This is a genomic window from Spirosoma sordidisoli (assembly GCF_004138325.1).
GTDB lineage: Bacteria > Bacteroidota > Bacteroidia > Cytophagales > Spirosomataceae > Spirosoma > Spirosoma sordidisoli.
The window spans coordinates 468,528-483,738 of the sequence record NZ_SBLB01000005.1; the positions used below are offsets into that span (position 1 = coordinate 468,528).

The 15,211-nt window shown below is 58.5% G+C and carries 12 protein-coding genes; 8 read left to right on the forward strand and 4 right to left on the reverse strand.

What is annotated here, in order from left to right:
* The first annotated feature begins 113 nt into the window (after window positions 1-113).
* The 3 genes from EQG79_RS19685 (at window position 114) to EQG79_RS19695 (ending at window position 2,609) form a co-directional block, all read left to right on the forward strand.
* Window positions 114-977, forward strand: a complete 864-nt coding sequence (locus tag EQG79_RS19685) for a helix-turn-helix transcriptional regulator (protein ID WP_129603373.1) — start codon at window positions 114-116, stop codon at window positions 975-977.
* Between the two features lie 179 nt (window positions 978-1,156).
* Window positions 1,157-2,053, forward strand: coding sequence for an aromatic alcohol reductase (locus EQG79_RS19690; protein ID WP_077919439.1), 897 nt, complete (start codon window positions 1,157-1,159; stop codon window positions 2,051-2,053).
* 196 nt (window positions 2,054-2,249) lie between these two features.
* Window positions 2,250-2,609 (forward strand): MmcQ/YjbR family DNA-binding protein, encoded by a 360-nt coding sequence (locus EQG79_RS19695; RefSeq protein WP_129603375.1) that lies wholly within the window; start codon window positions 2,250-2,252, stop codon window positions 2,607-2,609.
* A 54-nt stretch (window positions 2,610-2,663) separates the two neighbouring features.
* Here the strand turns inward: EQG79_RS19695 and EQG79_RS19700 are convergent, their stop codons facing one another.
* Window positions 2,664-3,116, reverse strand: coding sequence for a lipocalin family protein (locus tag EQG79_RS19700; RefSeq protein WP_129603377.1), 453 nt, complete (start codon window positions 3,114-3,116; stop codon window positions 2,664-2,666).
* Window positions 3,117-3,441: 325 nt separating this feature from the next.
* Here EQG79_RS19700 and EQG79_RS19705 point away from each other — a divergent pair, with 325 nt between their 5' ends.
* Genes EQG79_RS19705 through EQG79_RS19725 form a run of 5 tightly spaced genes read left to right on the forward strand, consistent with a single transcriptional unit; the run spans window position 3,442 to window position 11,625 of the window.
* Window positions 3,442-5,103 carry a S8/S53 family peptidase gene (locus EQG79_RS19705; protein WP_129603379.1) on the forward strand — a complete coding sequence of 554 codons (1,662 nt, stop codon included), beginning with the start codon at window positions 3,442-3,444 and terminating at the stop codon, window positions 5,101-5,103.
* A gap of 4 nt (window positions 5,104-5,107) precedes the next feature.
* Window positions 5,108-6,262, forward strand: coding sequence for a hypothetical protein (locus EQG79_RS19710; RefSeq protein WP_129603381.1), 1,155 nt, complete (start codon window positions 5,108-5,110; stop codon window positions 6,260-6,262).
* 11 nt (window positions 6,263-6,273) lie between these two features.
* Window positions 6,274-7,296 carry a trypsin-like serine peptidase gene (locus tag EQG79_RS19715; RefSeq protein ID WP_077919434.1) on the forward strand — a complete coding sequence of 341 codons (1,023 nt, stop codon included), beginning with the start codon at window positions 6,274-6,276 and terminating at the stop codon, window positions 7,294-7,296.
* 10 nt (window positions 7,297-7,306) lie between these two features.
* On the forward strand, window positions 7,307-8,467 hold the full coding sequence (locus tag EQG79_RS19720) for an SIR2 family protein (protein WP_077919433.1): 1,161 nt from the start codon (window positions 7,307-7,309) through the stop codon (window positions 8,465-8,467).
* Entirely contained in the window at window positions 8,464-11,625 is a 3,162-nt protein-coding gene (locus EQG79_RS19725; protein ID WP_129603383.1) for an nSTAND1 domain-containing NTPase, read from the forward strand. Before EQG79_RS19720 ends, EQG79_RS19725 begins: the two co-directional genes overlap by 4 nt.
* A 5-nt stretch (window positions 11,626-11,630) precedes the next feature.
* Here the strand turns inward: EQG79_RS19725 and EQG79_RS19730 are convergent, their stop codons facing one another.
* From EQG79_RS19730 to EQG79_RS19740, 3 genes are read right to left on the reverse strand one after another with little or no spacing between them, the layout of a single operon-like run.
* Window positions 11,631-12,905, reverse strand: coding sequence for an aminotransferase class V-fold PLP-dependent enzyme (locus EQG79_RS19730; protein WP_129603385.1), 1,275 nt, complete (start codon window positions 12,903-12,905; stop codon window positions 11,631-11,633).
* An 18-nt stretch (window positions 12,906-12,923) separates the two neighbouring features.
* Window positions 12,924-14,294 carry a M20/M25/M40 family metallo-hydrolase gene (locus tag EQG79_RS19735; RefSeq protein ID WP_129603387.1) on the reverse strand — a complete coding sequence of 457 codons (1,371 nt, stop codon included), beginning with the start codon at window positions 14,292-14,294 and terminating at the stop codon, window positions 12,924-12,926.
* A 39-nt stretch (window positions 14,295-14,333) separates the two neighbouring features.
* Complete coding sequence (locus tag EQG79_RS19740; protein ID WP_129603389.1) at window positions 14,334-15,194, reverse strand: tetratricopeptide repeat protein; 861 nt, start codon at window positions 15,192-15,194, stop codon at window positions 14,334-14,336.
* Between the last annotated feature and the right edge of the window lie 17 nt (window positions 15,195-15,211).

Sequence of the window (15,211 nt, forward strand, 5' to 3'; positions counted from 1 at the left end):
TACGTTTCGGGGTCGGACGCATTGGTAGCCCTGAATCCGGACATCGACATAACTAACCGGCTGCAAACGGGTTGATAAACCGGGTGGTGCTTTTGTGGCATCGCCCGGCCCCGATGAAATACGTTTCCGAGATTTACACCCGCCCCGCGCTGGTAACTAGCGAAACGCTGGCCTGGCAGGGCGTACGGGTAGAGCGCTATCAGCTGGAAGCCATGGAGCTGCCCCCGCACTATCACGAGCAGCACCTGCTGATGCTGCACCAGATGGAAGCCCCGGTACTGGCCCAGCGGCAAAAAGGAAGTCAGCTGCAGCAGGCCGTATTCCGCACGGGAGACTTAGGTCTCTATCCCGGCGGAGAGTACGGCCGGGTAGCCTGGACCGGCCCGGCCGATACCATTCATCTGTCTATCGATGGTCAGCATCTGGAACGGCTGGCCCGGCAGGGGATGGACATCGGGTCGTTTAACCTCCGCGACCGGTTTCAGTTCGAAGATGCGCTGCTGAGTGAGCTGGGGCAGCAACTGCTGAACGCGGTTGGTACCCAGCACGCCCTGGGCCTGCTCTACGTCGAGTCGCTAACCAATGCGCTGTGTTATCACCTCATCGAACACCATGCTACCTGTCAGCCACGCACGGAACCGGGACGGCGGTTGCCGGAAGCGGTACTACATCGTATCGATGCCTATCTGGAAGCCCGTGCCGATCAGCCCGTAACGCTCGATGTACTGGCGGGGCTGGCTAACCTCAGCGTGTTCCATTTTGCCCGTCTTTTTAAGCGCACTACGGGTCAGTCGCCGTATCAGTACGTAATCGGCTGGAAAATCAGACAGGCCTGCCAACTGTTGCGAGCCGACATGGCCTCGATAACCGACATCAGCGATGCCCTGGGGTTCAACTCATCCACCCAGTTTTCGGTCGCGTTCAAACGCGCGATGGGGGTGAGTCCGCGCGCTTTCAGGCGGGGACAGGCTCGCTGAGGTCACGGTATCGACACGGGGCGGGTTCTGGGTGGCAGCGCTGTTGCCGATCGTTCACGAAGCCGAAGAAAAGCAGGATATAGCCGAAAGAAAGCAGGAATTCGCCGGTCGGTCTGCGTGGCCGGTCAGACCTTTGTCGCTGCAACATATATCAACACAAGCAAATCACGAAACAGGCAATGGCAACAACAATTCTGGTAGCGGGCGGAACCGGTAATCTGGGCGGACGAATCATCAACGCCCTGCTCGATCGGGGTGCGGACGTTCGGGCGCTGGTTCGGCTCAGCTCCGACGATGATAAAGTACAGGAACTCGAGCAGCGGGGCGTACGCGTTTTTCGGGTCGATATGAACGATCTGGCTCAACTGACCAGCGCGTGCGAAGGTGTTTCGTGCGTTGTCTCGGCCATTCAGGGGCTGGGCGATGTGCTGATCGATACCCAGTCGAAGCTGCTCGAAGCGGCCGTGGCGGCTGGGGTGCCGCGCTTTATTCCGTCCGATTTTTCGAGCGATTACACGCAGATTGCCGAGGGCTACAACCGCAATTTCGATCTACGGCGGGACTTCAAGACCCATCTCGACCAGGCTCCTATTGCGGCTACGTCCGTTCTGAACGGCGCCTTTGCCGATATGCTGGCCTACATCCCGCTGCTCAATTTCGAGAAAAAACAGGTAACCTACTGGGAAGATGCCGACTGGCGCATTGACTTCACGACCATGGACAATACGGCCGCCTATACGGCCGAGGCTGCCCTGGACGCTAGTACGCCCCGTATACTCCGGATTGCCAGTTTTCAGATCAGCCCCAACGAGCTGGCTGCGGTGGCCGGCGAGATGACCGGTCAGCGGTTTGAGGTCGTTCGGCTGGGGAGTCGGGATGAACTGGCGGCCTACAACCAGCGCGAACGGGCTGCGCATCCGGAGGGCGAGCAGGAGGTCTACCCCAGCTGGCAGCAAAGTCAGTATATGCACAGCATGTTCAGCGCCCAGAACCAACCGCTCGACAACGACCGCTATCCCGCCATTCAGTGGACAAGCGTACAGGAGATTTTGTCGGCAAGTCGCGGACGTCGATAAGTGATGAAGGGCGTTGGGAACGGGAAATTGACATGCTGTCCCGCAGAAATTTTGGGCAGGCAGGTTTTTTTTGACAGGTCACCCCGCCGATTGACGTGTCGCCACTAGGACCGGGTGAACTAGTTTGTTCGTCGGCAGAGGCCAAAGTTGCCCAGGGTTGCCGTATTTAGCGTCTAATCACCCGCAAACGCATCATATGGTTTCTATCGAACGATTCCGCCAAATGGCTCTGTCGTTTCCCGAAATGACGGAGGCCCCCCATTTCGACAAAACATCGTTCAAAGTCGTGAAGAAAGTCGTCGTGACTTTGAACCAGAAAGAGAATCGGGTCTGCCTCAAACTGTCCGAGCGGGATCAGGACCTGTTCTCGACCTTCGACCGGACCGTTATCTACCCCGTACCGAATAAGTGGGGCCGCCAGGGCTGGACCCTGGTCAGTCTGGGTAAGGTAGCCGAAGAAACCCTGCTCGACGCTCTGTCGGCGGCCTACCGGGAGGTCGCGCCCAAACGATTGTCGGCGCTGCTGGAACCCGGGCCCGATGAGTCAATTCTATAAAAAAAGCCTCCGGAACATATCCGGAGGCTTTTTTTATAGACCGTAAGCAGATGCTTATTTTCTATATATCGTAGTTATCTGACCCTGGACCGTTGCCGTCGAGGAAACAGGCAGAGTATAGCTGACGGGTGTCGTTAAGGTCAGCTCTTCAATGTTTTTGTTTTTCGAGTACGTATATATGTCCTGATCGCCGGTGTCGTACTTCAGGGTCAGGCTATTGTTCGAGAACTCCCAGGTTCCGGGGGCATCATCGACCGTAACGTTTTTGTAGTTGGTGTTGAATGTATTATCCGCGTAGATGTCGATGGTGGAGCCGAGCGACTCGAAATAATACAGATCGATAGCTGCTCCGTTGATATTCGAGGAAGCCGGAAATCCACTAAGCAGTCCCCGGCTCAGCTCCCACCGGCCAACAATGGGTGAAACCGGAGCCGGGTCATCATTTTTACAGGCATTTAACAGCGTGATGAGGCCGAGCAGACAAAACACGTACAGGGAACGCTTCATAGAAAATGCATTTTGATGGATTGATCGAAAAGACAGACAAGAGACTCTAAAGTACAAAAAAATCAATACAGCCCGTCGGAACACTAGCGAAAGGCCAATTTCTTTCCATACCTACTGTACGCAGTTTATCCGCCAACCGATGCATCGGTAAGCCGGAATCAGAACGCGAACCGGCCCGCCGAAAAATTATGGCGAAACATATTTCCATTTACGGCTCAAATGACGACTAATGTGTAGCTGCGAGTGTGTACGTAACCTATTCTATATCTGTTATTTACCGTTTACTAAATAAGGCAAAAATCCTGGCTTCATTTCATCCATATTCATGAACACACACACACCATTTGCCCGAAGTACGATGAAAATTTATCAGGATGGCCTCATTATTGACGGCGATGCGGCTACGTTGCTGACCGAGGCTGCTACCGAACGATTTACTCCGGCCGAACCGGCTCCCGCAACCAGCCCCTGGGATCGGGCGCACCTGGCGCGCCAGCGGTCCAGCGTGGCCTTTGCAGAACCCGATTACATCAACCACTATCCGTTTCGGAACCCGGCCTACGACGACCGGCTGCTGCAACTCGAATCGTTCGGCGATACGGGCGATGTCTGCAGCCGTAACAACGATTACGATCCACACTGGACTTACCCCACCCGCGACGGCCGGGCCGAAAAGCGAATCTGGCACCTCGGCAGCGATTTTTCCCAGCTCAAAGCCGCCCGCGACCAGATCAACGCCCAGCCCGGTCAGGTTGTACGGATCGCTCATCTCGACACGGGCTACGACCCTACGCACCACACGTTTCCGGATACGATTATCCGGCACGATCTGGAACGCAACTTCATTGAGGGCGAAGCGCCCGACTCGGCCGTTGACCCGCGGTCGGGGGGGGCTACCAACCAGCCTGGCCACGGAACCGGTACGCTGTCGATCCTGGCCGGCAAGCGGATTCGACTCGATGAGGCCGGTTTTGACGATAGTCTGGGGCTGGCCGAACGCATCGAGATCGTTCCCATCCGGATCGCCAGGAGCGTTGTTTTGTTTCGGTCGCGGGCGTTTGTGCAGGCCATGGAGTATGTAATCCGGCTCCACGACGACCCCGCCACCCGCTGTCATGTCGTGACGATGAGTATGGGCGGGCTGGCTTCCAACGCCTGGGCCGATGTCGTGAACGAAGCCTACGAGCGGGGCATCTTCATCGTGTCGGCGGCTGGTAACAACTTCGGGCGGGCCACCCCCCGTACGCTCGTGTACCCCGCCCGGTTTGGCCGGGTTACGGCGGCCTGCGGAGTTACCTTCGATGGGTCGCCCTACTACCAGCCCGACGCGCCGGTCAGTCTGATGCAGGGTAACTTCGGCCCACGGCGGCTGATGGACCGATCCATTGCCGCTTTTACACCGAATGTGCCCTGGGCCAAGATCGGCTGCGATCATGTGGTCAGTCTGGCCGGGGCCGGTACGTCGGCGGCTACGCCCCAGGTGGCCGCAGCGGCAGCGCTGTACCGGCTGAAGTACTTCGATGAGCTGGCGGCCCTGCCCGGCTGGCAGCAGGTAGAGGCTACGCGTCATGCCCTGTTTACGTCGGCCCGCAAGGCGATAGCGCCCGGCTTCGACAATGACATTCGATTGTATTTCGGCAACGGTGTGCTGAAGGCCGCCGATGCGCTGGCCATACCCCCCACGGCTTCGCTGCTGCACAAAACCCCCGCCGACGTGGTGGCCTGGCCCATCCTGAGCATACTGGCCGGTTTTGTGACCCTAGAGACCATGCCCCGGCCCGAGAACGAAGAAGAGCAGATGATGTTCGAAACGGAAGTGCAGCAACTGATTCAGCTGTCGCCCCGGTTGCAGGAGCTGCTGGACAACGAAGAAAAGCAGCCCGACGACCTGAGCCCGGCTGACCAGCGTCTCTTTCTCGACACGCTGCTGGCCATGCCCGAAGCCTCGCTCCGGCTGAAAGTGTTTATTCAATCTGTAATCCGCTGATCCTATGCTACCGGCTCTGTCACCTGCCCAATCGTTCGCTGATGCTTACAAGGCCACCCGCGTGATCGAAACGCTGGAAAATTATGCGGTTGCTGACCAGCTTGACACCAGTCTGGCGGGCGGGCGGGCCCAGTCCGTGATGAACGTCGCGCACGAATCCGATTTCTGGCGAACGATACTGGCTAATCCTGATAACACAGCCGATATTCCCGTCAGTTTGAATCAGTTTACGCTTAGCGACTGGGTACCGCGGGTGCCAGGCCTGTTCTGGAGCGGGAACGCCACCCGAATCCGGATCCGGGTGGCCGACGGGCGAGCCATCTATGACCCCTTTGGGAAGTCACAGTTTGTACTGGGTGGTATCGGAACGAACCTACTGGCACCCGATCCGGGCGGACAGCGGGTAGCCTGTCTGGTTCGCGGCAGGGATGTATCGGGCGGCATCCCGATGGTGATATCGAACCGGATCTGGCGCAGGCTCAGTCTGGAACCCGGCCTGGTTCTGACGCTGACGGAGGTCTGGTGGCAGCTCATGACAGAGGAGTGGCAGCAGCGGTTCGACTCGGTCAAAGACATTCCGCGTGCGTATCTCTGCGTCGACGATGAGTCGCAGGTGCAGGTGGTCGGTAAACGAGAAGCGCCGGGCTATCAGCCCTATTCGCTGATCGAGTACGTGAAAGACGACGTGTTGCAGTACGACTACGTGTTTCGTACAATATACCCCGGTGACAGCCGTCAGGAGGTGGCCGATTTTTTTGAAATGTACCGAATGAGGTACGGCTACAACGGTCGCTATCTGATCAGCCCTGACCCTGTCAGTCCGCTCTTCGACGCTGTCTACAGCTCACCCCTGCAACTGCGGCAGGCCCGAAGTGGAGCCCAGTTTCACCTCGAACTACTCAAGGAAAATATTCGGGAAACGTATTTCGGTGGTACACGGGGCGCCGACATCCTGAGCCTGCTATCGCGCTCGTATCGGGATACGGCCAATATTAACATGGTGGCTACCCAACTGGGATTTCCAACAGGCACCTTTGCCAGTTCAGTACCCGCTGACCAGATTGCTCAACTGGTCGACTGGTGCGTGGATACGCCCGGTAAAATGGAAGAGCTTATCGACAAACTGACCGGTAAACAACCCGAACTCCTATTACCATAACCTTACCCTGTATGAACTGGAACGAGACCCTTACCATACTGAACTACCGGCTGGCCCGGCTTTACCGGCAGCCGAACGCAGCCATTGCGGTTGTGGAGCGGGCCAACTACAACACCCTGCAGATCGATATCAGCGGCAACCCGGCCGTTATGTGGTTCAACATCCTCGACTACGCGCGCACAACGGCCAACAACTGGAACAAGATCATCGCCCTGCTCGAAGTCGTGACCAGCCCCAACGAGATGGGCGCCGAAGATGAAACGCTGAAAGGTATCCTGGAGAACCTGAAAAAAGGGCAGGTGCCCGTTGAGCCTCCCAAACCTGTAGCCGTAGCGGCCGTACCACCGGTAGAGGAGAAACGGCTCGAGAAAATCATGGGTAGCAAGAGCACGCTGCTGCCCATCAGTTTTCTCGAACAGGGCCTCGTTTGCGCCCGCGCCGTAGTTCGCGTGGTTACCCCCGCCGGGCTGGGGACCGGCTTTCTGGTGGGCGACAACTACGTGATCACCAACAACCACGTCATCGACAGCATCGACACGGCGCGACAGTCGGTGCTTCAGTTTAACTTCCAGAAGACACTGCAGGGGCTGGATGCGCCCTTAGAAGAGTTCAGCCTCGACCCCGACGCGGCCTTTACGACCAGCACCGACCGGCCCGAAACCGCCGTGCTCGATTATACGATCGTAAAGGTGAAAGGGAATCCGGCGGCTAAATACGGGACGCTGACGTTCAGCCCGACGGCGGCCAAAAAAGAAGATTTTGTCAACATCATTCAGCACCCGGCGGGCGGCCCCAAACAGATTGCGTTGTATCATAACGTGGTAACGGGAGTCGACGAGCAGGTGGTGCAGTACCTGACCGATACGCTGCCCGGCTCGTCGGGCTCGCCCGTATTCAACTCGGCCTGGCAGGTCGTGGCGCTGCACCATGCCGGTGGCGAGCTGGTCGATCCCGAGTCGAGCCAGACTGTTGTGCGTAACCAGGGGATCAACGGCCTGCGGGTCAAGGAAGCCTTCGATCAGCTGATCGCTTAACCACACCGGTATGCCACTGACTCCCCGCGAACGGTTCCGGCTGAAAATTTCTCTGGCGCAGAAGTACCAGCAGCCCGACGCAGCCCGGCAGGTAGCCACGGTGGCTGGGATCAACACGCTGAGTATTCCCTTCAACGGAACGCCCCCCATCGATCTGTGGGAGAAGATTATTCTGAAGGCCGAAAAGAGCAACCGGCTCCTGCCCCTGGTTAAACAGGTGGCTACCCAGCACCCCGACGATACCGAATACCCCGACTGGCTCCGCGAGCTGGAAACGGGCATTCCGGAGCGGCTCCGGAAGCTGGCTCAGTCGATTCGGGATGGGCATTGCCTGTTGTTTCTGGGGCCGGGAACGCTGCTCTGTGAGGTGCAGGAAGCCGACGGCGGGCCGTTGCAGACGACCACCTTCAACCGGGCATTTGCCAAGGCGCTGGCCAGCGATATGCAGCAGCAGAACATCTATTACGACGAGCGGGAAGCGTCTAACCTGGCCTATATCGCGCAGCGCTACAGCGACCTGACCCAGAACATTCCGGGTATGCAGGCCAAGCTGGCGCAGGAGTTCTACGAAACCTGCCAGCCCGACACGCGCCTGTACGAACTGCTGGCGCAGCTGCCGTTCCGCATCGTGATCAACACCAACCCCGACAACGAACTGGCAACGCTCCTGAATCAGCAGACGCCGGGCCGGTGCGTGCATCGCTACTACAGCCTGGCCAATGCCCAGGACGGGTTGCCACCCACGGGCCCGCGACCGCTCGAGCCGGGTCAGCTGCTGCTCTACAATATTTTTGGGTGGTTCGGCGACCGGCCGTCCATGATTCTGACCGAGAGCCAGCTGCTCGATTTTACGAACCGGATCCTGAACCGAAACCCGGCCCTCGATCCGCAGGTGATGGAAGAGTTTACGGCCGGCGAGGATAGTCCGAAGTCGTACCTATTTCTGGGGTTCGACTTCGATCAGTGGTACGTCAAGATTGTGTTTCAGACGGTTCTGAAGCTGATCAAGCAGAAAGACAGGGCGTTTTCCATATTCCCGAAAGGGCTGGATTATAAACAGTTTAACCGGGAGTTTTTCGAAGAGGAGTTCAAGTGCTATTTCATCGACGATGATCTGGGGCTCTTTCTGCGGAGTTTACAGGCCGAATATGAGCAGCTGCCGATGCCATGAATCCCGACCGACCCGCTACTAAAGACCGCTACCCGGGCCTGTGCTCATTCGAGGCCGACGAACACCGGATTTTTTTCGGGCGCAGCCGCGAAACGGCCGAGCTGCTTCAGCTGGTTCGGGCCGAGCAGGTGGTTGTGTTGTTCTCGAAGTCGGGCCTTGGCAAAAGCTCGTTGCTGAGCGCGGGTCTGTTTCCGAAGCTGATGCCGCTGGGATATTACCCGATTCGGGTCCGGTTTCAGCAGGAGAATGCCAAAGACACCGCCGAGTCGGGCGGACACGTGCCGCTCCAGGTCCTGCATGATATACTGACCGAATCCTGGTCGGTAGCCTGGCAGCAGGCGGGCCTGCCCGAACCGGCTGTTACCATACCATTCGATGCCGCCAACCCGAAACTTTGGGAGCAGCTGCGGGCCCGGCCCTTTCCGAACGGGCTTATTCCGATCCTGGTCTTCGATCAGTTCGAAGAATTCTTTGCCTATCCGCTGGCCGACCAGCAGGCGTTTGCGTCGCAGCTGGCCGAGCTGATGCACGACCAGGCCCCGGCCCGCGTGATCAACTGGCTCCTCGATCTGCCAGCCGCCGACCGCACCCCCGCGGCCATTGCCTGGAGCCGCCAGCCTGCCGTGAAGTGCATCATGGCGATCCGGTCAGATCGGCTGGCCGAGATGCACAGCCTGAAGCCGTACATCACCCTGATTTTGCGCAACCGCTACGAACTGGGGCCGCTGCGCGAAGAAGCCGCCCGCGATGCCATCGACCTGCCCGCCCGGCTGGACCAGACCGAAGGACCGTTTGCTACGCCTGCCTTTTCGTTCGATCCGGTGGTTCGCGAAGAGATTATCCGCACGCTCAGCAACGAAAACTGCGAGATCGAAGGATCGCAGCTCCAGATTGTCTGTCAGCATGTAGAGAGTCGGCTGAAGGAGGAGTTTCGGGAAAGCGCGGCCCGTACTGAACCCTTCACCGCCCTGGTTGACCGGTCGGTTATTTCGGGCGAGAAAGAGATCAACCGGATCCTGGACAAGTTTTACCGAACCCAGCTTCGGACAGTGGGCGACGGCCCGGAACGCGCTGCCGCCAGCCACATCATCGAGAACGAACTGGTAGAAGGCGGCCGGCGCGTTGGGCTGTCGAAAGCCAAAATGCTCCGTTTACTGGGCGATTTCCCGGACGAGCATAAAAAACAGATCATTCAGAAGCTGCAACTGGCCCGGCTCATCCGCTGCGAAACGACCCACCTCGGCGAAACTTACGAACTCAGTCACGACTCGCTGGTCGAACCGGTCGAGAAGGTACGCAGCCTGCGCGAAGCGCTCGTCAAGCGCCGACAGCTGCGCGAAGAAAGCGCCCGTAAAGACCGCGAACTGCGCGAACAGGCCATCAAGCTGCAACGGGAAACAAGGGCCAAAGAACTGGCCATTCAGCTGGAACGGGAAAAAGACGCGCAGCTTACCAGAATCATGGCCCTGCAGGCGGCCAACGCTGACCTGCTGAGTCAGGCCAACCTAAGCCGTCGGCGCTACAAACGGCTGACGTATTTCTTCGCGCTGGTGTCGGTAGGGGCGCTGGTGTCGTTTCTGTACTGGTACAAAACCTCGCGACAGAACAAGCGTCTGTTTGCCAGCGCTATTCATGCATCGGCCCTGCCGCAGTACGAACGCAGTCGGCATGGGGTTGCCTTCCGGCTCTGGAACGAGATCGACAGTATCGGCCAGCGGCCGTTTGCGGCTTATGTAGGGCGGGATGTGCGCATGAGTGCCAGTCGGGCTTACGTAGGCACGCTCTACGCCGACGAAACGCTCGAAATACGACAACGGCGGCCCGGTCGGCCCGACACGATCGTTTACAAGGCCCGGGCTGCTGCGTTTCGGCTGGCTGGCCACTCGCTGGCGGTTTATCAGAAAGATACGGTGCCGGGCTACAGGCTTCGGATCATCGATCTGAAAACCGGGCAGGACAATCTGCTGGCTCCGATGGCGGTTGCGCATACATCGGCTACGGCGCTGTCGGACGATGGTCGATACGCCGTGGTGGTCGACAACTACCAGCAGGCGCATCTGTACCAGCTGACCGGCAAACCCACCGATGAGGTCTGCCACTTTCTGGAAACGCTGTCGGTCGATTCGCCCGATTTTTCGCGGGCCGAGTTCAGCGTCAGCTTCGTCAACGGAGTTGCTCCGTCGGTGGTTGTCAGCAGTCAGGATCGCTTGTGGGTCTATGACCTTCGTCAGAACGTTATGCGGTACCGGCTCACCAGCGTGGCGGCCTATCAGCTGTCTATGTCGGGCAATCGGCTGGCTGTCGTCACGAACGATCAGCTGGTGGTATATGACCTGGGTCAGGGAACGGTACGTTTGCTGGGGCCGCGGCTGGAGCCGTTCGAGCTCATCACGATCCAGGCCTTTTCGCCCGACGAGTCGGCGGTACTGATTCATACGCAGCAGCCCGGCAAGGCGGGTATGAACAGCGCCCTGCACGTAATCAGCCTGCGTCTGAACCAGCGTACGTTATGGGTACCTCAGGCGGCTCAGCACTGGGTTTATCCGGCACTGGGCCAGCTGATCTATACGACCCGTTCGTTCCCGGGGAAGCCCGTGCGCTACGATCTGGCGGGGCAGCGGACGCTTACGCCCTGGCCCGGTCTGTTCTCGCCGGTATTGATCGGTACATCGCACGGCCTGTTCCGGCAGCGGAATGGGGAGCTCGTGGTGCGCGACATGCGGGCCGACAGTCTGATCAGCCTGTCGCTGCTATCGGTCCCGTCTCGTTCCGATATCTTGTTTTATGCCGCCGACGGGCGAACCGATTCGCACCTGCTGGTTCTGTACCGGGATAGTCTTCGGGTCATTGACCTTCAGACCGGGCAGTCGTCGACGCTGGCTCAGCAAGGAGCGCCGAAGCCGTTTGGGCGGATGTCGATACTGGGCGATCTGGTCCGGATCAGGCTGGGCGATCGTATCCTGAAGGCCGGAACCGACCCCGAATACTGGTGTTTCTTTATCGACCAGGACAAAAACAGGCCGGCCTATCTGTGTCAGTACGTATACCCGGCCCTGACGGAAGCCCAGCGGAAGCAGTTTGGTTTGCTGAAGACAAAAAAGCTGGAGGAGGAGTGCGGCACGATCCGGGAGCGAAGTACAGGATCTGGTGGCCAGTAGCCCGATCAGCCCGCCAGTTCAGTCAGCGCCCGGACAAAGGTATCCAGCTCGGCGGTCGTGGTATAGAGGTGGGGCGTTACCCGAACCCCCCGTACGTTGGCGTTATCGATGGCAACGGTGAAGATCCTGTATCGATCGAAAAGTACTTTAGCCAGTTCGGCCGGCGTTTTTCCGGCTATACCCACGTTGGCAATGGCGCAGGAGCGGGCCGGGGTTTCGGGCGTGTTGAGGGTGATGTTCGGGTGCTTACGTACCTGATCGGTCCAGTAGTGTTGCAGGTAGCGGAGCCGGGCTTCCTTGCGGTCGATACCGATGCTGGTATGAAAGCGGATCGCGTCTTGAATGGCGAGGTCAGTGGCTACGGGGTGCGTACCGGTATGGTTGAGTTTCCGGATGTCGGTATCGGGCACGCTGCTGTCGGCGAAGAGTGGCCATACGGGGGCGATTTTATCCCGGCGCACGTAGAGAATACCGGCGCCGAGCGGGGTGCCGAGCCATTTGTGCAGGCTGCTGGCGTAATAATCGCAGCCACCCAAATCGGCTATCGAGAAGGCCAGATGCGCGAACGCATGCGCCCCGTCGACCAAAACCTCAACGCCGTGTTGGTGGGCCATCTCGGTAATTTTCCGGACAGGCAGAATCTGCCCCGTAATATTGACCAGGTGGCAAACCATCAGCATCCGGGTTTTGGGCGTTATGGCCTGTTCGTAGAGACGCACAATCTCGTCGTCAGACTGGGGGTGATTGGGTAGCGAAACCAGTCGGTTCACCGTGCCGTAGCGCCGGGCCTGCTGACGAAACATATCGAGCATGGCGCCGTAATCCTGCTGAGCCATGACGACCTCATCGCCGGCTTTCCAGGTCAGCCCCGAAATAACCGTATCGAGCGACTCGGTGGTGTTGCGCGTAATGATCAGCTCATCGGTCGAGCAGCCCAGCAGCTGAGCCAGCTGTTCCTGAGCCAGCCGTTTGTCGCTGAACTGCCGCGTCCGCATGTAGTAGGACGACACTGCGTTTACCTGCTGGATGTGTTGCAGGTACCCCTCCAGTACGGGCCGGGCGGCCAGCGAGTAATAGCCATTCTCGAGTTGGGTAAACTCGTTCGTAACCGGATATAGCGCCCGGATCTTCAGCCAGAAATCATCATCGCGGGCCAGCTCAGCCGCGGGCCGTTGCCCTGCCGAGGCCAGTGCTTCGGTCAGACCCGACCACTGCCCGGCCGTCAGCGTCGTTGCGCCGACCATCGTTTTCAGAAACTGTCGCTTGGAGAGGGTAGACATAGGCGTACGGTGGAAAAACTACCGCAGGTTCGGGACGGGCAGAACGGGCAGGCTTTCGTTGCCGTCTTCGCTAACCGCCTGAACGGCAAAGTAGTAGTTGTCTTTCGAGTAGGGCAGGGTCATGCCCAGTTTGGTCGTGAAAAACTTCTTCTGCCAGAACGGCCAGTAGGTTTCGCGCATCAGGACGTAATAGCCTTTGGGTTTGCCAATTTTGGGAGCCTGCCAGTACAGGGCCGTGCTGTTGGTCAGATTCCGGACGTCGATCGTCACGGCCTGCGGAACGGCGGGGGCTTTGGCGAGGTTGGCCAGGGTAGCCAGGTTAACGGCGGTGTTCTTGCGGAGGTAGTCGAAATCCATGAACTTGGCGTAATCGCCGAACTCAACCCCGTTTTCTGTGCGCAGGTCCTGATGCTGGTGGTTGTAATTTTCGTTCATCTCCGTCAGGCGAACGGCCGCAAAACCGCGCTGTACGTAAGGCGTATGGTCGCCCCCGCGCAGGTACCGGTCATTGCGATAGACCAGCACGACCTCCAGGTTTTCGACGTAGCGCTCGCCGAGTTCTTTTACGTAGCGGGCCAGGGTGCGGGCGCGGCCGTCGTTCTCGTTGCCGAAATTCCGGATCTGGGCAATGCGGCCGGTGGTGTCTTTGAGCATACTGGCCGGTAGCCCTTCGCTGAACACGCGCAGCCGGGTGTTGTCGATGATATTGGTTTCGTTGCTGTGGTTGCTGCCCATGATGTCGTTGTTCAGCACCGCTTCGAGGCTCCACTTTTCTTTGACGGCCCGCTCGGCCAGGTGTTCGGCACCCAGGAGGCCCTGTTCTTCGCCGGTGAGGGTGGTGAAAATGATCGTAGCCGGAAACTGGCTGCGGCTGAGTACGCGGCATAGCTCGATAACAGCGGCTGTACCCGAGCCATCGTCGTTGGCACCCGGAGCTACGGCGGTGCGGTTCATGACGCCCGTTACGCGGCTGTCCATGTGGCCCTGTACAATAAAGACCCGGTTATCGGTAGGGTCGGTGCCTTTCAGCGTAGCCATCACATTGCCCATATCGGCCGGTTTGTCGATCCGTCGTCCGTCGGGCTGGAGCGTCCAGGTGTCGAGCGTCGCGGTGAGCCGTCCGCCCGACTGTTTGGCGTATTGCTGAAACTTGCCCAGAATCCACTGCCGGGCGGCACCAATGCCTTTCTGTTTGTCGGAGGTGGTACTCAGCGTGTGGCGGGTGCCGAAGCTAACCAGCCCGTCGATATGCGCGCGTAAACTGTCGGCCGATACCTGGGCGATAAGGTCGGCAATCTGGGGGTCGCGGTTGACCAGTACAGTTTGGGCAAAAGATGGATAAAAGGAGACGAAAAGAAGGCAAACAAGAACGATGTACCGGTTTTTCATAGGTCAGATGATTGGGTAAGCAAAATACCAAAAAATAGCTCACCGCCGTGTCATCGACCGTTTTAAAACGCTCCCGATAAAGCTGCCAACAAAGGTCAGCCCCATGGAGCCGTACAGATTGAATGCTTCCAGCTCCCGTTCGCCCCCGTTGAGGGGTGTTTCGGTCAGGAAGGTGTAGCCGAGCCAGATCGAAGCCGCCTGCAGCAACGCCAGCGACCAGCCTTTCCGGGGTTCGGCAAAGCCAATGGCGGCCGCCGAAATAGCCGCCATCAGATACGGCCAGTGAATTACCGTCGATTCCTTGATCACATACAACAGCGCTACGCTATGAAGCAGCACAAAGGCCGCGTTGATTAGCAATCGTTTGTCGAAAAAAGCCGTTGACGCGGGTGGGTTCATGGGGTCATGTTGCTGTTCTAGGACGGTGGCCTGCTCCAGATCCTGTTCAGCTTCCTGAGGCTGGTGCAGCTTCTGACGGGTCAGGCCGCGCCAGTAATAGGGCATCGATTCGCGCCCCTGCGAGTGAAAAACGGCCTGATCAAACTCGGTGAACGCGTCGGCATAGGCCCGCTGGTCGTAGAGAATACGGCCAATTTCGGTATGAATATCAACAACGGTGTTGTCGTAACTTTTGCCGGTTTTGAGATCCTGCAGGGCCGCGTCGGTATCGCCCAGCCTGAGCAGACACCGGGCGCGGTACAGGTAGGCGATGCTCGACTGTGGTCGCTCCTGAATAACCTGGTCGAAGTAGTGGTAAGCCGCTTCGAGCTGGTCGGTATCGTACAGGCGGATGCCGAGCTGGAGCCGTTCCCGCTCTTTATCCGGTTCAGTACGAAGGTCGGCATAGTAGCGGAGGTAGATGATATAGCCGATAACAGCCGCTGTAATCAGAATCTCCATAGGAATCACGGTTCGTT